Below are 16,259 nucleotides of genomic sequence, written 5' to 3'. Positions count from 1 at the left end.
ATTTATTCCTTCCAATGTGAGGACCTAGTGGCCACCTTCGGCCGCTTCCGTTTGAGCTCCGTAAAGAGCCAGAAACTGTTGTGTCGCTCGAAGCGAATCCCGTTCGATCGACGCATCAGTCAATTCCAGCCGGTCGCCAAGCAGCAACCGGATTTGCACGTCCCGGACAACCAGTCCGAAAAAGGTGCGAAACGCTTCATCTGTTTCGTTAAAATGCAGGAGACCAGTATCGCGACCAAGTTGCAGCAATGGCTTGAGCCGGCGAGCCATGGCGAAGGGTCCGTTCTCTAGAACGATCACGCCGAGGTCGTGCTTGTCGCTGCCGGCATGACCAACTGCCACACGGTTAAGCGCCACGGAGATAGTTCCGGAAAGGACATGCAGCCAATCTGAAGCAAAACGCTGAAGACCAGCGGTCAGCGAAGCAAGGTTGAATGCCTCAGGGTTAACAGGGACAGCCCTTACCTTCGAAGCCTGCCATTGGACAGTCGCCGTGAGCAATCCATCCCGGTCGCCGAACCACTTGTAGAGGCTTTCCTTGGAACAGCTGGCGCGGCGCGCGACACTGGTCATTGTCAGCGCGTCGCCCGCTTCGACCAGAAGGGCAAGCGCAGCATCAAGAACGTCCTTCTGACGCTCAGTCAATGCGTTCTCGCCAACGTCGACCGCTAACTGCACCTTCAACTCCCTTGCCGTACCGTACCGTACGTTACGGCAGTGGTTCTAATACGGCACAGGATATTTGACAAGGCCAAACGGGACAATTTCTCGCCCTGCCCGATCAATTCTTGCACAGGAAAGTTCGAAACCCACGCAAGAATACCTGAAAATGGGACAAGAAAGTGCGAATCCGGAACAAGAATCTCAACCATCAATTGATATTTTGGTGTGCCGGGTAGAATTGCACCCTGCTAGATATTTACCTGCGTTCCGATCTCGACAACGCGGCCGGTCGGAATCTGGAAGTATTCGGTCGCATCGCTGGCTGTCCTGGCGAGCGCGATGAACAGCCGATCCTGCCAGCGCGGCATTTCCGACCGCGCCGAAGCTTTCAAGGATCGACGCGACAGGAAGAAAGAAGTCGTCATGATATCGAACTTCCAACCCTGCTTCCGGCAGATCGCAAGTGTACGCGGAATATTCGGGCGTTCCATGTAACCAAAGGTGAGAGTAACGCGCATAAAGAGGTCATTTATGGGCTCGATACGCACCCGTTCGCTCTTTTTTACCAAAGGGGTCGGTGCGGTAATCACCGTTAGAATAACGTTATTCTGATGCAACACTTTGTAATGTTTGAGACTGTGCATCAGCGCGGTTGGCGTACTCTTTGGGTCACCGGTCAGAAAAACAGCAGTACCTGGTACAAGCGTTGGCGGGTTCTCGGCCATTTTCCTCGAAATGAGATCAAGCGGCACTTCGCCCTTGCGGGTTTTCTCGAAGAGCTGACGGCTGCCCCGCACCCATGTGAACATGATCAGGACGACGAGCAATGCGACCACCAGCGACGCCCAACCGCCATCTACGACCTTGATAAGATTGGCGCTGACAAAGGTTAGATCGATGATGAGGAAGCAAAGGGTCACCGATATTGCCACCCACAGGCGCCACTTCCAAATTCTGCTCATGACGATGAAAAGCAATATCGTCGTGACAAGCATGTTTCCGGTTACGGCTATACCATATGCGGACGCGAGATTGGACGACCGTTCAAATCCAAGCACCAAAAGGACCACGACCAGACCAAGCAGAACATTGATGCGCGGCAGATAGACTTGGCCGGATAATTTCTCTGACGTGTGCTCGATGTTGAGACGCGGCAAAAGATTGAGTTGCACAGCCTGCCGCGACAGCGAGTAGGCACCGGAAATAACCGCCTGACTGGCAATGACAGTTGCCATCGTAGCGAGCAGCACCATTGGCAAAAGCGCCCAGTGCGGAAACATTTCGAAGAATGGATTCTTCGCTGAGTCACCGTTTGCCAGAATAAATGCGCCTTGCCCAAAATAGTTCAGCAGAAGACAAGGGAAGACAATCCACATCCAGGCCGTCGCGATCGGTTTGCGTCCGAAATGGCCAAGATCGGCATAGAGGGCCTCTGCCCCCGTAACAGCAAGAAACACCGTGCCGATAGTGGGGAATGCCGTAACTGGATTATCTATAATGTATTCAACGGCATAGACGGGATTGACGGCAGCAAAAACACTCCAGTCGTCGGCAAGGTGCCATAACCCAAAGAACCCGATAGCGACAAACCATAGCAGCGTGATCGGGCCAAAAATGGTCGCGACACGCGCAGTACCAAAGCGCTGAACGGAAAAAAGGGTTAGAAGGATCACCAGAGTGATCGGCACGATGAACGGCGTCAGCCTCGGTGTGACGATCTCAAGGCCTTCAACGGCCGAAAGCACCGAAATTGCTGGCGTAATCACCGCATCGCCATAAAACAGCGATGCGCCAACGATTCCAAGGGCTAGAATAAGCTGCGGGCGAGTCTTGAAGCTCGCCCGTGCCAAAGCCATCAGAGACAGGATACCGCCCTCGCCGTCATTGTCGGCGCGCAGAACAAATAGAATATACTTGACGGTTACTATGAGGGCCAGCGCCCAGAAGATCATCGAAACAACGCCAAGAACGTCAGTGCGGCTCAAGGTTCCATCGAGCGAAGCAGCATGGAGCGCTTCGCGAAAGGCGTAGATCGGACTTGTGCCGATATCGCCATAGACGACGCCGAGGGCACCAAGAACAAGAACCGGAAAGGCCTCTTTGTGATGCGGTTCCGATTCATGAACGACGGGACCGTTATCACAGTTCTCGTCATCCAATTGTTGTTCACTCATACAGGTTTTCCCTCGCTCTGACAGCGTGGGCGGACGAGTTAGTCGTGTTGCAGCGCAATATCAATCGCCATTTTTTCATAGCTTCTCGCCCGCGATATGCAAAAATGCATAGCAAAGCAAATCCTGCACCCGAATCAAAGGGCTAGGCTTGCAGCGCATTGAGAAATCTTTCCACAGCACCAGACATCCCGTGCACCAAAGCGTCCGCTGTAAGCCCATGACCGATAGAAACCTCAACAAGATTTGGCATTTTTTTGACCAAAGCCGGTAGATTGACGACCGTCAGATCATGCCCTGCATTCACTGCAATTCCTGCTTTTGCCGCCGCCACAGCGGTCGATTCCAGCTTTGAGAGTTCGCTGGCCTCAAGGCGCGGATCATTGTGCGCACCCCCATAGGGGCCAGTATAAAGCTCAACCCGGTCAGCGCCAAGCGCCTTGGCCACGGCAGGCATATCGGGGTCGGGATCGATGAACAGTGAAACGCGAATACCTTGTGCTTTGAGGCCAGAGATGATCGACCGGAGGAATTCTGCATCGCGTTGCAAATTCCAGCCATGATCGGATGTCGCCTGTGCCGGATCATCAGGCACCAGCGTCACCTGCTCTGGTTCATTTGCAGCGACGAGGCCCAGGAACTCCGGCGTCGGATACCCTTCGATATTGAATTCGGCCTGCGGGAATTCATCGTCGATAAGCGCTCGTATTGCGGGCAAATCGGAAAAACGGATATGTCGCTCGTCGGGGCGCGGGTGCACCGTTAAACCGGATGCGCCCGCCGCCAAGGCGATGCGTCCAAGACTAATGACGTTGGGCCAGGGCAGATCGCGTCTGTTGCGCAGCATCGCGATCGCATTGAGGTTGACGGAGAGTGATGCGGTCATGATTTAACCCGTACGCGGAAGCACTGGCATCTTCTTTACAGCAGAAACGCGACATAAAATAATGCTATTTCATCTAAACTCAAAGATTGAGTCCTTTGGGTCATCGCACGACGGTCAAGCGTTCTGCAGCCCGGGTAATTGCGGTATAGAGCCAGCGTTCACGTGTATCACGAAAAGCATAGCTTTCGTCGAAGAGCACGACCTCATCCCATTGCGATCCTTGCGCTTTGTGGGTCGTCAGAGCATAACCGTAGTCGAAATCGTCAAACCGCTTCTTGGTCTGCCATGGTATTTCGGCGTCCGGATCATCGAATTGAGATTTCAGCAGTTTTATCTTGGCGACGCCCCTCCCCGGCTCCTCATCTTCTGGAGCAACCAAAAGATTGATCCCGGGTTTCACCGTTTCACGCGACGAGGTCATGACCTTCCAAAGCGAACCGTTGAGGAGGCCCTTTGCGGGGTCGTTGCGTAGACACACCAGTTTGTCACCAGCCTGTGGAAAAGACGCGGAAAAACCCTTCAACTCTCGCAGGCGCTGATTGTAGCGCCGGCGCGTGCGGTTGGTACCGACGAGCACCTGGTCGGCACCGAGAACCAGTTCCTGTGTGACATCCGTCTTCGAAATCACCTTTGCGGCACCAAAATCGCCGAACGTGAACTCACGGCCCTCGCGTACATCGAGCGCCAGACGAATGATGGGATTGTCACGCGCTTGCCGATGAATTTCGCTCAGGAGATAATCTGGCTCGTGTTCGGTGAAAAAACCGCCACCGGAAATTGGCGGCAACTGACCGGGGTCGCCCAACACAAGGATTGGCGTGCCAAAGCTCATGAGATCCCGTCCCAGTTGCTCATCGACCATGGAGCATTCGTCGACGACGATCAGCTTGGCCTTGGACACCGGACTTTGGCGATTCAAGGAAAATGTCGGAGCAATGCTTGTTTTGCCAGTGGCCTCATTCTCGACCGCCTCCTCACCCCGCGGTCGGTAGATCAACGAATGCAGCGTGCGAGCATTGGCGGCGCCTTTCGAGCGGAGCACCTGTGCTGCCTTGCCAGTAAAAGCTGCAAACTGAACGTCACCCTCAATATGCTCGGCAAAATAGCGGGCAAGCGTCGTTTTGCCAGTACCGGCATAACCGAAAAGCCGAAAAATCGGGCTGCGCCCGTCTTTCAACCATTTTGAAACGGCCCGGAGCGCTTCATCCTGTTGTGGTGATAATTGCATAGTCCTGAGTGACAGGATTCGCCGTCAAAGGGCAAGGAAAATGGACGCGAGGAGTATTAGACTTATAGATTATCGGGATTTCCCGGCCGTATCTGTCCCTCGCCAATACGGCCGAATTGTTGATTCGTCATACGAAAACGATCGCCATTGACCTGCAACGTCCAGCAAATCTTTTGGTCCTCGCCCTCATAGGTCAAGCAAAGATTGTCATTCTCAAGGGCCCACTCGCCGGCGTAGGGCATGCCCTTCGTCGCAACCTCTTCTGGTTTGCAGCATTGGATCATCTTGCCGCGAGACTTGCCATCCGGGCCGAGGAATTCAGTGAAGTTGAAGGGCGGCTCAGCTTTAACTTCGCCCGTAAGAGTCGCTCCGGTGATGACTTTGCGTAGATCGTCTTCGTTCGGCGTCGACCACGAAGTGTCTTGTGCCGAGGCGTGGCTGGTAAACAATATGAAAGTGGAGACCAGCAGTGTAGCGAATGAGCGTATATTCATCTTAGGATCGGTCCGGATCATTTTCGAGGCGGATGGGTTGACCATGCGGTGTCGCATGAGCAGCGCGCTGCCAAGCCGCAGCCAATTGATCGATATCGTGGCTATCCGCAACATTCTTGGAGGCGATCAGCGATTCCAACGCCTCAAGCCAGCAACTATAGTAGTCACTAGCATCATCCAGCGCGCCAGGGTGTTTCAGTTTGCCGGAAAGCGTGGCCGCCCACTCCTCCCAGGTGAACAACCCGCGGTCGTGGAGGGCAACCGCCATTGCAAAGGCTTCCGCCTGCCAAGGTTCGGCAAATACCGGACCGTCACCGCTCGCGGGTAGTCCGCGCGAGTGAGTGATCAGCTCACGCAGGCTCAAGATAACTCTCCCAGGCATCAATACTGATGGTCAAAGTAGGATCGGCTCCATCGCCCCATATCTCAGGCGCGGTGAATACCACTGTATAAACATATTGGGGGTTCTCACCCTTGCCGTGAGCATTGGAATCCGGAAAGACAAAGCCACCACGGACAGCTTCGATTACCCCCAACTTGCCACGCGCATAGCGCGGCAGTCGCGTATGCGTTTCCGGATTGAAATTATGGGTACGGATGCGATCGCCTGGCTGGAAGCGCGGCTCACCTGCCACAGGGCGATCGCAAGGACCGCCTTTTGCAAGGGCTGCCGCGACATTTTCCGCTTTCAAAACACGTTTTGGCTGAGTTCCTTTACCAAGTGAGCGGCCTTCATCGAGTTCCTGTGGCTGGACAAATCCATGGCGCTTCAGCAGGACCTCCAGCGCCTTGGTCCATATTTCATAGTAGGAGGAAGCATAATAATCCGCGGGATGCAGACTTTCGCGGGCGTGACGGCTTTCGTCGATATTCCATTGCCCCATCGCGCCTGCGGCGATTGTCATGCCCATAGCCCATTTTTCCCAACCGGCGTGAAACAACGGCTCATTGTTTTCCGGCGCAACAGGGCCAAAACCCATCTGTCCGCCAAGATCCTGCGGCCCGTTCATGCTGCCTCCGGTGCCAGTGCCAGCCCCGTCCCGATCATGGAGTCGCGTGTGACGAGCCGGGCAAGCTGTTCTTCACTCAGGCCTTCGCTACCTTCGGGGCGCATTGGTACAACAAGATAGCGGAGTTCGGCAGTCGAATCCCAGACACGAATTCTAGTCGTGTCGGGAAGGAACAAATCAAACTCGACCAGTACGCCACGCGGATCAATAACGGCCTTCGACCGATAGGGCGGCGATTTATACCAGACGGGAGGCAAGCCAAGCACCGACCACGGGTAGCATGAGCACAGCGTGCATACGACGAGATTGTGCGTGTCCGGCGTATTGAATACTGCCTGCATATGCTCGCCCTGCCGCCCGGTATAACTCAGGGATTCAATTGCTGCTGTTGCGTCGCGCTTCAGCCAATCGGCATATTCTGGATCCGACCAAGCTTTTGCGACAACTTTCGCTCCGTTGCGTGGACCAACCTTCGTTTCGTACGTATCGACGATCACATCAATCGCCTGCGGGTCGATGAGGCCCTTCTCCGTCAAAATCGTTTCCAAGGCGCGCACGCGCGCAGCCATGGGATCAAGTTCATTATCGTGATGGTGGTCGTCATGATCGTGTGGCATGGAGAAAATCCTATGCGCCAACAGCGGTCAGCGCAAGCTTACTTCAACATCGGCCATAAGGTGGCCACGAGCAGAACCGCCATTGTGATGTTGAACCATTTCAGCCGCACCGGATCAGCAAGCCAACCGCGCATGATTTGCCCAAAGGCTGCCCAGCTCGAAACGGATGGAATATTCACGATCGCAAACGCGATCCCCACGAGTAAAACCGTCGTAAAATAAGCTTGCGGCGACGTATAAGTTGCCATGGCGGTCACAGCCATCACCCATGCTTTCGGGTTGATCCACTGGAACGCGGCAGCTTCGAGGAACGTCATCGGTCGCGCCTTGCTGTCAACGGCGTTCAGAGAGCGGGACATGGCGATCTTGTAGGCGAGATAGATCAGATAGGCACCACCCGCAAATTTCAGGGCCATATAAAGAAGCGGAAAGGTCTGGAGCAGAGCTCCAAGTCCCAAACCTACGCCAATAAGCAGAGTAAAGAAACCCGAGCCAATACCGAACATGTGGGGAACCGTGCGTTTAAAGCCGAAATTGACGCCCGACGTCAGCAGCATAAAATTATTTGGTCCCGGCGTTATCGACGTGACGAAAGCGAACACCAGCAGGGTCAGAAAAATCTCGAGTGTCATTGTTATCCCCACCCCTGTAAAAAGGGGCACTCATAGGGCCGGGCGATATCTTGCTCAAGGCGGGACTTGTCAGGGATACAATTAAGCCCCTGACAAGAGTACTAAAGCTTGGCTACATTCCCATCGGGCCGCGGTTCATGGCGGCAACGCCTGTCCGGCAAATCTCGACAAGGCCAAGCGGCTTCATGATCGCGATAAACTGGTCAATCTTCGAACCTTTGCCAGTGATCTCGAAGATGAAATGCTCCGTCGTTGCGTCCGTCACCTTGGCGTGGAACGCATCGGCCAGACGCAATGCTTCATTGCGGTGCTCGCCAAGACCAGCGACTTTGACCAGCGCCAATTCGCGCTGGATTGGCCCGCTCTGACCAAGTTCATCTGCACGCACAGACAAATCTACCACACGGTGCACCGGCACAATGCGTTCCAGCTGGTGGCGGATCTGGTCCAGAATATGCGGCGTGCCGCGCGTCACGATTGTGATGCGCGACAGATGCTGTTCGTGCTCGGTCTCGGAAACCGTAAGGCTTTCAATGTTATAGCCCCGTCCGGAGAATAGGCCAATCACGCGTGCAAGGACGCCCGGCTCGTTATCGACCAGGACCGATAGAACTGTCGTGACTGGTAGTTCAGTCTCCTTGGCAATGAAATATGCCGAACCGGAGGCTAGGTTTTGAGCGTTCATTTGTTATTTTCTCCGGTTTTCCTAAACGAGCTGTCTGCCCTTGGCATCAATGGCGTTGGCGACTGCATCATCCGTAGCCTCATCCGGCAAAAGCATCTCATTGTGAGCCTTGCCGGAAGGGATCATCGGGAAGCAGTTCGCGAGATTAGCCACGCGGCAATCGAAAAGAACCGGCTTTTTGACGTCGATCATTTCCTGAATGGCATCGTCGAGATCGCCAGGCTTTTCGCAGCGAATACCATGACCGCCATAGGCTTCCGCGAGCTTGACGAAATCGGGCAAGGCTTCCGTATAGGAGTGCGACAGTCGATTGCCATGCAGCAGTTGCTGCCATTGGCGAACCATACCCATATACTGGTTGTTCAGGATAAAGATCTTGATCGGCGCTTCATACTGAACAGCAGCACTCATCTCCTGCATAGTCATCTGCACCGAAGCGTCCCCAGCGATGTCGATAACCAGTGAGTCAGGATGCGCGATCTGCACACCCAGCGCTGCCGGTAGGCCATAGCCCATCGTTCCGAGACCGCCTGATGTCATCCAGCGATTGGGCTTTTCGAAATGATAGAACTGCGCCGCCCACATCTGGTGCTGGCCGACTTCGGTCGTGATATAGGTGTCGCGATCCTTGGTCAGTGCATACAGCCGCTCCAGCGCATATTGCGGCATGATCACGTCCTTGTTGCGCGTATAGGACAGAGATTTCCGTGCGCGCCACCTGTCGATCTGCGACCACCATTGATCGATCGCCTTTTCGTCAGGCTTTGTCGACGACGCGCGCAGCAGGCGAATCATATCTTCGAGCACATGGGCAACATCACCGATGACCGGAACATCAACCCGAACCGCCTTGTTGATCGACGACGGATCAATATCGATGTGAATTTTTTTGGAATTTGGCGAGAAACCGCTGATGCGGCCGGTAATACGGTCATCGAAGCGCGCACCGATGTTCAACATGACATCGCAATCATGCATCGTCATGTTGGCTTCATAGGTTCCGTGCATTCCGAGCATGCCAAGCCAATTCTTGCCAGATGCCGGATAAGCACCAAGCCCCATCAATGTCGAGGTAATCGGGAAATTGGTGAGCTCAACGAGTTCCCGCAGCAATTTACTTGCCTCGTTGCCGGAGTTGATGACACCGCCCCCCGAGTAGATAACAGGGCGTTTTGCCGTCAACATCAGAGCAACAGCCTGCTTGATCGCCTCGATATCACCCTGGATCTTGGGATGATAGCTGGTGCGCGGCGAGACTTCCGGCGGTGTATACATGCCGGTTGCAAACTGAACATCCTTCGGAACGTCAACGAGAACCGGACCGGGACGCCCTGTCTTGGCGACGTGGAAAGCTTCGTGCAGAACACGCGCCAGATCGTTGACATCCTTCACCAGCCAATTGTGCTTGGTGCAAGGACGCGTAATACCGACCGTATCGCACTCTTGGAAGGCATCCGAACCGATCAGGCTCGTCGGGACCTGTCCACTGATACAGACCAACGGAATGGAATCCATCAACGCATCCTGCAGCGGCGTAACCGCATTGGTTGCACCGGGCCCTGATGTGACCAGCATAACGCCGACTTTGCCGGTGGAGCGGGCATAACCCTCCGCGGCATGACCCGCACCCTGTTCGTGCCGAACGAGAATGTGGTTGATCTTGTCCTGTTGGAAGAGTTCATCATAAATCGGAAGCACTGCGCCACCCGGATATCCGAAAATATCGGTTACCCCTTGATCAATGAGTGCCTGGACGACCATCTCGGCACCAGTCATTTCACGTCGTTGCGATGGTCGGCTGTCACTATCCTGCTTGTCTGCTTTCATCGGTCTCTTCCCGTCTATTCTGCGGCTCTTGGCCCTTCAGAAGGTGTCTGCTCTAACTGAAATGTTGGAAATAAAAAAGGCCCCCGAAGGAGCCTGTGTATCGCGCATGGGAGCTTTCGCCGGGTGCTTACTACACCCTGCCCATGCGCGATCCCACGACGATAAGAACTGTTTTCATGGTCGCGGACGATAGTTAAGCAAATTCCATACGTCAACGGCAAAAATGCAAATCAAATCGAATGACCAGCACTGAGCCTGAAACCGGTCGAAACAATTGTCATAATCACGCTAAGATAATCTCAATGCCTTCGAATTAGGGTGACCCGACAAGTCTTGTCAACACACTGCTATCAGTTCACGGAATGGTCACCAATGATGAACGCTGAAGCCTTGCCGGCTGAACAACCCAGACCCTTCGTTCGCAATCGAACCGATGGGCACGTCATCGAATGCAACGGCGAAAAAGCCGTCATTTACGCGTTGACCGGGCCCTCTATCGCAGCATCGGATGACTATTGGACAGTCGGCCAGTTGATTTCCATTCAAGTCGGAAACAGCCGCGTGGTTGGGCTCGTCTATGAAGTCAACGCCCATGAAGCGCAATGGGTCGTCGAAGCCGACCAGAGCATTCGCATCCATGTCGAGCTTATCGGACAGGTCAATGAGCATGATGATGGTTCGTTGACCTTTTCATCCGGCATCGCGAATTATCCGCACATGGGCGCCGTAGCGCATCGGATTCGCGCGACAGATCTGGCAACTATCTACACGGCAAGCCTGAAAAACACCGTATCGGTCGGGCATCTGTCGCAAAATGCGTCGATCCCGGCATTGATATCCATCGATAGTCTGGTTTCGCGACACTTTGCCGTCCTTGGCAGCACCGGCGTGGGTAAATCAAGCGCCGTTTCCCTGCTCTTGCGCAAGATCATCGCGCAGCGACCCGATTTACGCGTGCTCATCCTCGATCCGCACAACGAATTCGCAAGCGCCTTTCCTGATCATGCAATCTCGATCGATTACAACACGTTGGAGTTGCCCTATTGGCTGTTCAGGCTGGAAGAATTTGCTGAAGCTGTCTTCCGCGGGAGGCCGACGGTGCCAGCCGAAGTTGATGCCTTGCGCGATCTGATTCCGATTGCGCGGGAGCGCTTTGCCAGTTCCGAAGCAACGACCGCCACATCGCTCCTGAAAAAAGATCGCGACTATTCGTCGTTGACCGCGGATACGCCGACACCATACCGGATGGCTGATCTCATCAAGCTGATCGATGAACGCATCGGCCAATTGGAAGGCAAGACGGATCGGCCGATCATGAAGGCGCTTCGGCAGCGTTTGCAGGCGCTGGTTGCCGACCCCCGCTACCGTTTCATGTTTTCGGCCCCGACGACGATGGACACGATGCGCCAGACGATTGGCCACATTTTCCGCATACCCAAGAACGATCGTCCAATTTGCGTCTTTCAATTGGCTGGATTGCCATCGGAAGTGGTGAATTCCGTTGCCTCGGTACTCTGCCGCATGGCTTTCGACCTCGTGGTGTCGAGCGACGGCCGCGCACAGACGCTCGTCGTCTGCGAAGAAGCGCATCGTTACATTCCCGCGGATGCCAATGCGGGTTTCTGGCCAACCCGTCAGGCAATTGCCCGTATTGCCAAGGAAGGCCGCAAATATGGCGTCTATCTGGCGGTCATTACGCAGCGTCCCGGCGAGCTCGATGCAACCATTCTTTCCCAATGCAGCACCGTGTTTGCCATGCGCCTTGGAAATGAGCGTGACCAGGAGATCATTCGGGGCGCCATTACCGGCGCATCGCAAAGCACGATTGGATTCCTGTCATCGATTGCCAATCGAGAAGCGATCGCGTTTGGTGAGGCCGTTCCGACGCCGATGCGCATGATGTTCGAGACAATTGCGCCTGACCAACTGCCGGCCGCACATATGACCAAAAGTCAGCAATCCATGCGGCTGGGCGATTCTTACCTCTCTCTCGATACGATCTTGATGCGAATGCGGCAGCTCAATGCGGCAGAAAGCACAGGTAATCAGGATGATGCATTCGACATGGTCGACAGTATTAACCCGCCTGTCGCGAGCCAGAGGCATACGGTTCCGCTGGCTCAGGAGCCGGTAAGAACCCAGTGGCGCAATATCGATGCTGCGATCCGCAAAGAGGAACCGCCCAAGTCGCAACCGGAAAATACCGACCGGTTCCGTGCCAGCGACCTGATCCGTACGTTCCGCAACGACAAGACCTGAGTCACGGATAAGGCAACCTTTCCCAGTCATCGCCGAGCTGGTTGCGGAACCATGTCATCTGGCGCTTTGCATATTGACGGGTAGCGATCGTCGCGAGTTCTGCGGCTTCCTCTGGACCCAGCCGATCGGCAAGAACCTCGGCAATTTCGCGCACTCCGATCGCTCTCATGGCAGGGAGTTCACTCGAAAGCCCCAATGATAACAATGCCTTGACCTCGTCGAGGCCACCCGTTTTCATCATGGTTTCAAAGCGCGATGCTATGCGGTCGCCAAGCCATTTCCTATCGGGCTCGATAACAATCTTGCGCGCAGCTCCAGAGTGAATCAGCGATCTGCCGGTTGCCTTTTGCCATTCGACGATGGACCGACCCGACGTATCGATGACTTCGAGCGCTCTTACAATCCGCTGGCTATCGGTCGGACGCAAGGTAGACGCCGCCAACGGGTCTTTCTCGGTGAGAATCGCGTGCAATTCCTCAGAGCCCAGCTCCGCATCCTGCTGACGCCAATGCGCCCGGATATCGGCCGGAATATCAGGCATTGCCGATAGCCCTCCGAGAAGAGCACGAAAATACAGCCCGGTACCGCCAACGAAAATCATAGTCTTTTCAGTTAGTTCTGGCCTATTCAGAACTTCTTCGGCGTCCGTGAGCCAGCGTCCGGTCGAGTAGGCGATGCTCGGTGAAACATGTCCGTAGAGATAATGGGGCGCGGCTTTGAGATCGTCCGGACCTGGCCGCGCGGTCAAGAGATTGAGGACATCATAGACCTGCATTGAATCGGTATTGACGATCACACCGCCTGTTTCGTCCGCCAAACGAAGCGCAAGCGCCGACTTGCCGCTTGCCGTCGGTCCAGCTATCAGGATTATCTGTCTTTTCGCCACGTCAACGCCCAATCGGAAATTGCCCTATGCCCTTGATGGCCACGCTCATCGCCAATCCCGCCACTTCGGACCTTGTACCATCGCTCGGGATTAAAGCCTCGGCGGCGGTTAATGCAACAGGTCTTTATTGGCTCGCCGATGGGATTGCCTGTGATCTGCCTCTAAGGGACGGCACCGATGCCACTGAAGCGCATCTTGAACTGGTACGGGCTATCGACGGCGCGCCAATAGATATTATCGTGCGAAATCAAGATACTAGACGCAAAAAGATTTTGATCGCCGACATGGATTCGACCATGATCCAGCAAGAATGTATCGATGAACTGGCCGAAGAAGCTGGCCTGCGCGAAAAAGTTGCGGCGATCACTGCGCGGGCGATGAATGGCGAAATCGCGTTCGAACCTGCGCTGCGTGAACGTGTCGCGCTGCTCAAGGGCCTGCCCTACACAGTGATCGACAAGGTGATCGCCGGCCGCATCACGCTCATGCCAGGCGGACCGGAACTGGTGCGCACAATGAAAAAACACGGGGCCTATACTTCGCTTGTTTCAGGCGGGTTTACCGTGTTCACCCAGCGTATCGCCGAGATGATCGGCTTCAATGAAAACAGTGCCAACACCTTGATAGATAATGGAAAAGTCTTGACGGGAGAGGTCAAGGAGCCGATCCTCGGCCGCGAGGCGAAGGTTGCGGCGCTGACCTCCATCTGCCAGCGTTTCGGCCTTTCAGCGCAAGATGCGATCGCGGTCGGAGACGGCGCCAATGACCTCGGCATGCTGCAACTGGCCGGCACAGGCGTGGCGCTCCACGCCAAACCGATCGTTGCAGAACAGGCAAACGTGCGGATCGACCATGGTGATCTGACCGCCCTTCTCTATATCCAGGGCTATCGAAAAACCGATTTTGTGGTCTGAACTCGCGTCCACAACCATTTTTCGCGCTATGGTTGAAAATCTTGCGCCAGAATCGACACTTCTTGCATCAGATTCGCGAGTTCTTCCGTAAGATCAGGTAGTTCTTGCACAAACTTGCGTACGATCCTCAATCCTCTGAACGAAAAAATGCCGCGGTTGAATCCAGCCGTCCAAATCAGTCCATTTGAAGCGTGACGAACCGCAGTTCGCCGGTTTTCGACGCCAGCATCAGCAGCGCATTCTTGCGGCCCTCGTCGCGAAGTTTTTCGATCCGCGCCGCCACATCCTCAGGCGTCGAGACGGTCTCCTGCGCAATATCGACAATGACATCACCTGCCGCGATCCGCTTGTTGGCGGCAATCGAGCCGTTCTGCACTTCAGTCACCAGCACGCCCTCGACCTCCTTGGCGATGCCGAAGGTCTTGCGGGTGGCATCGTCGAGTTTTCCAAGGCTCATGCCGAGCACGTCCACGTTCTGGGCGGCTCCGTCCTCGCCGGTTGTCTGATCGTCCTTCTTGGCGTCCGCCTGATCACCGTCTTCCAGACGGCCGAGCGTGACCTTGACAGTCTGCTCCTTGCCCTTGCGGACAACGACGACATCGACTTCCTTGCCGATTGGGCTTTCCGCCACAACGCGCGGAAGATCCTTGACGTTGTTCACATCCCTGCCATCGAAACGCGTGATCACATCACCGGGCAGAATCGCACCATTGGCGACCGGGCCGCCTTCGATGATCCCGGCGACCAGCGCGCCCTTGCTGGATGTCATGCCGAGACTTTCGGCGATATCGTCAGTCACAGGCTGGATGCGCACACCAAGCCAGCCGCGACGCGCCTCGCCAAACTGGCGCAGCTGAGCGATGACGCCGGACGCAAGCTCGGCCGGAATGGCGAAACCGATACCGATCGATCCGCCTGTCGGCGAAATGATCGCGGTATTGATGCCGATAACCTGTCCATACATATCGAACAGCGGCCCGCCGGAATTACCGCGATTGATCGCAGCGTCGGTCTGGATGAAATTGTCGTAAGGACCGGAATTGATATCGCGGTTGCGCGCCGAAACGATACCGACGGTCACGGTGCCACCGAGACCAAAGGGATTGCCGATGGCCATCACCCAATCGCCGATACGCGTCTTCGATGAATCGCCGAACTTGACGGCAATGAGCTTGTGCTTTTTCGGATCGACCTTGAGCACGGCAAGATCGGTCTTGGTATCCTTGCCGACAAGGGTCGCCTTCAGCTTGGAACCGTCATTGAAATTGACTTCGATCTCGTCGGCATCGGCAATCACGTGATTATTCGTGACGACAATGCCCTCAGCCGCATCGACGACGAAACCCGAACCGAGCGACTGGACCTTGTGCGAAGGATTGCTCTCACCGGGATTCTGCTTGCCGAAATATTCGTCGAAGAATTCCTGAAAGGGCGAGCCATCAGGCACCTTCGGCATTGGCACCGGTCCCGATTCCCCATCCTGTCCTTTTACGGTCTGCGAGGTCGAGATATTGACCACGGCATCGAGCAGGCCCGCAGCAAGGTCGGCAACCGAGGCCGGCCCCTGTGCTCGCGGCTGCTGACTGTTCGGCACAATCGGAGCTTGCACCTGCGCCCGCGCGACACCGACATAGGCCGGGTTGAGGCTTGTCGCGGTCAGCGCAATCAGCGCGGTAGCCGCGGTTGCGGAACGGAGAACGAGGCGACCAGTCTTGAAAAACATACGTTCGAGCCCTTATCGGAAACAGAATGATACAACAGAACGGCGAGAGGCGACATAAATATGACCGAGGGGCTATTGCAGCATTTATTTCAGATCAGTCAATTCAAGAGTTGATGAATTGTCTCCCGCCTATTCTCGCATCGCCCCCACGCCGAGTACTCCAGACCCGTATCTGCCGAGTTGGTTACTGTAACGTACTTGGCCACCCCTCCATTCAATGGTCAGATGAGGCAATCAAACAAGGCCGTCCTGACAGCACCGGTT

General features: G+C 55.2%; 15 protein-coding genes. 2 read left to right on the top strand and 13 right to left on the bottom strand.

The genetic code is table 11. The features are described 5' to 3' along the window. Window positions 1-24 precede the first annotated feature (24 nt). The 11 genes from FHS21_RS17895 to FHS21_RS17845 all read right to left on the bottom strand — a co-directional run bounded on the left by FHS21_RS17895 (window position 25) and on the right by FHS21_RS17845 (window position 10,213). A complete protein-coding gene (locus tag FHS21_RS17895; RefSeq protein ID WP_183663486.1) occupies window positions 25-678 on the bottom strand; it encodes a TetR/AcrR family transcriptional regulator in 654 nt (217 codons plus the stop codon). A 233-nt stretch (window positions 679-911) separates the two neighbouring features. Beyond that, window positions 912-2,837: a potassium transporter Kup gene (locus tag FHS21_RS17890; protein WP_183663484.1), complete on the bottom strand. Its 1,926-nt coding sequence runs from the start codon at window positions 2,835-2,837 to the stop codon at window positions 912-914. 142 nt (window positions 2,838-2,979) lie between these two features. Continuing rightward, window positions 2,980-3,720 carry a pyridoxine 5'-phosphate synthase gene (locus FHS21_RS17885; RefSeq protein ID WP_183663482.1) on the bottom strand — a complete coding sequence of 247 codons (741 nt, stop codon included), beginning with the start codon at window positions 3,718-3,720 and terminating at the stop codon, window positions 2,980-2,982. A 100-nt stretch (window positions 3,721-3,820) separates the two neighbouring features. After that, entirely contained in the window at window positions 3,821-4,948 is a 1,128-nt protein-coding gene (locus tag FHS21_RS17880) for an ATP-dependent DNA helicase (protein ID WP_183663480.1), read from the bottom strand. Between the two features lie 62 nt (window positions 4,949-5,010). Beyond that, a complete protein-coding gene (locus FHS21_RS17875) occupies window positions 5,011-5,442 on the bottom strand; it encodes a hypothetical protein (RefSeq protein ID WP_183663478.1) in 432 nt (143 codons plus the stop codon). Between the two features lies 1 nt (window position 5,443). After that, window positions 5,444-5,806, bottom strand: a complete 363-nt coding sequence (locus FHS21_RS17870; protein WP_224508493.1) for a nitrile hydratase accessory protein — start codon at window positions 5,804-5,806, stop codon at window positions 5,444-5,446. Continuing rightward, window positions 5,793-6,452 (bottom strand): nitrile hydratase subunit beta, encoded by a 660-nt coding sequence (nthB, locus tag FHS21_RS17865; RefSeq protein ID WP_183663475.1) that lies wholly within the window; start codon window positions 6,450-6,452, stop codon window positions 5,793-5,795. The genes FHS21_RS17870 and nthB overlap by 14 nt, the downstream gene beginning before the upstream one ends. Beyond that, window positions 6,449-7,069: a nitrile hydratase subunit alpha gene (nthA, locus tag FHS21_RS17860; RefSeq protein WP_183663467.1), complete on the bottom strand. Its 621-nt coding sequence runs from the start codon at window positions 7,067-7,069 to the stop codon at window positions 6,449-6,451. Before nthA ends, nthB begins: the two co-directional genes overlap by 4 nt. A gap of 38 nt (window positions 7,070-7,107) precedes the next feature. Beyond that, window positions 7,108-7,701 carry a LysE family translocator gene (locus FHS21_RS17855; RefSeq protein ID WP_183663465.1) on the bottom strand — a complete coding sequence of 198 codons (594 nt, stop codon included), beginning with the start codon at window positions 7,699-7,701 and terminating at the stop codon, window positions 7,108-7,110. Window positions 7,702-7,813: 112 nt separating this feature from the next. After that, the gene (gene ilvN, locus FHS21_RS17850; RefSeq protein WP_112530013.1) at window positions 7,814-8,386 is read right to left on the bottom strand and encodes an acetolactate synthase small subunit; all 573 of its coding nucleotides are present in this window, start codon (window positions 8,384-8,386) and stop codon (window positions 7,814-7,816) included. Between the two features lie 21 nt (window positions 8,387-8,407). Next, entirely contained in the window at window positions 8,408-10,213 is a 1,806-nt protein-coding gene (locus FHS21_RS17845; RefSeq protein ID WP_281386113.1) for an acetolactate synthase 3 large subunit, read from the bottom strand. A gap of 372 nt (window positions 10,214-10,585) precedes the next feature. Between FHS21_RS17845 and FHS21_RS17840 the strand changes: the two genes are divergently transcribed. After that, window positions 10,586-12,472 (top strand): ATP-binding protein, encoded by a 1,887-nt coding sequence (locus FHS21_RS17840; RefSeq protein WP_183663463.1) that lies wholly within the window; start codon window positions 10,586-10,588, stop codon window positions 12,470-12,472. Window position 12,473: 1 nt separating this feature from the next. Here FHS21_RS17840 and miaA read toward each other — a convergent pair whose 3' ends face one another. Next, window positions 12,474-13,358: a tRNA (adenosine(37)-N6)-dimethylallyltransferase MiaA gene (gene miaA, locus FHS21_RS17835; protein ID WP_183663461.1), complete on the bottom strand. Its 885-nt coding sequence runs from the start codon at window positions 13,356-13,358 to the stop codon at window positions 12,474-12,476. 26 nt (window positions 13,359-13,384) lie between these two features. Between miaA and serB the strand changes: the two genes are divergently transcribed. Beyond that, window positions 13,385-14,272: a phosphoserine phosphatase SerB gene (gene serB, locus FHS21_RS17830; RefSeq protein ID WP_183663459.1), complete on the top strand. Its 888-nt coding sequence runs from the start codon at window positions 13,385-13,387 to the stop codon at window positions 14,270-14,272. 175 nt (window positions 14,273-14,447) lie between these two features. Here the strand turns inward: serB and FHS21_RS17825 are convergent, their stop codons facing one another. Then, window positions 14,448-15,995, bottom strand: coding sequence for a DegQ family serine endoprotease (locus FHS21_RS17825; protein WP_112530019.1), 1,548 nt, complete (start codon window positions 15,993-15,995; stop codon window positions 14,448-14,450). Window positions 15,996-16,259 lie beyond the last annotated feature (264 nt).

The sequence above is a fragment of the Phyllobacterium trifolii genome (genome assembly GCF_014192095.1).
Classification (GTDB): Bacteria; Pseudomonadota; Alphaproteobacteria; order Rhizobiales; family Rhizobiaceae; genus Phyllobacterium; species Phyllobacterium trifolii.
This window is presented reverse-complemented; position numbering and strand designations above follow the sequence as displayed.

Excerpts from the sequence above, each read along its gene's own strand:
- FHS21_RS17890 (WP_183663484.1), bottom strand. The coding sequence starts at position 2,837 with ATGAGTGAACAACAATTGGATGACGAGAACTGTGATAACGGTCCCGTC.
- FHS21_RS17885 (WP_183663482.1), bottom strand. The coding sequence starts at position 3,720 with ATGACCGCATCACTCTCCGTCAACCTCAATGCGATCGCGATGCTGCGC.
- FHS21_RS17880 (WP_183663480.1), bottom strand. The coding sequence starts at position 4,948 with ATGCAATTATCACCACAACAGGATGAAGCGCTCCGGGCCGTTTCAAAA.
- FHS21_RS17875 (WP_183663478.1), bottom strand. The coding sequence starts at position 5,442 with ATGAATATACGCTCATTCGCTACACTGCTGGTCTCCACTTTCATATTG.
- nthB (WP_183663475.1), bottom strand. The coding sequence starts at position 6,452 with ATGAACGGGCCGCAGGATCTTGGCGGACAGATGGGTTTTGGCCCTGTT.
- nthA (WP_183663467.1), bottom strand. The coding sequence starts at position 7,069 with ATGCCACACGATCATGACGACCACCATCACGATAATGAACTTGATCCC.
- FHS21_RS17855 (WP_183663465.1), bottom strand. The coding sequence starts at position 7,701 with ATGACACTCGAGATTTTTCTGACCCTGCTGGTGTTCGCTTTCGTCACG.
- ilvN (WP_112530013.1), bottom strand. The coding sequence starts at position 8,386 with ATGAACGCTCAAAACCTAGCCTCCGGTTCGGCATATTTCATTGCCAAG.
- FHS21_RS17845 (WP_281386113.1), bottom strand. The coding sequence starts at position 10,213 with ATGAAAGCAGACAAGCAGGATAGTGACAGCCGACCATCGCAACGACGT.
- FHS21_RS17840 (WP_183663463.1), top strand. The coding sequence starts at position 10,586 with ATGATGAACGCTGAAGCCTTGCCGGCTGAACAACCCAGACCCTTCGTT.
- serB (WP_183663459.1), top strand. The coding sequence starts at position 13,385 with ATGCCCTTGATGGCCACGCTCATCGCCAATCCCGCCACTTCGGACCTT.
- FHS21_RS17825 (WP_112530019.1), bottom strand. The coding sequence starts at position 15,995 with ATGTTTTTCAAGACTGGTCGCCTCGTTCTCCGTTCCGCAACCGCGGCT.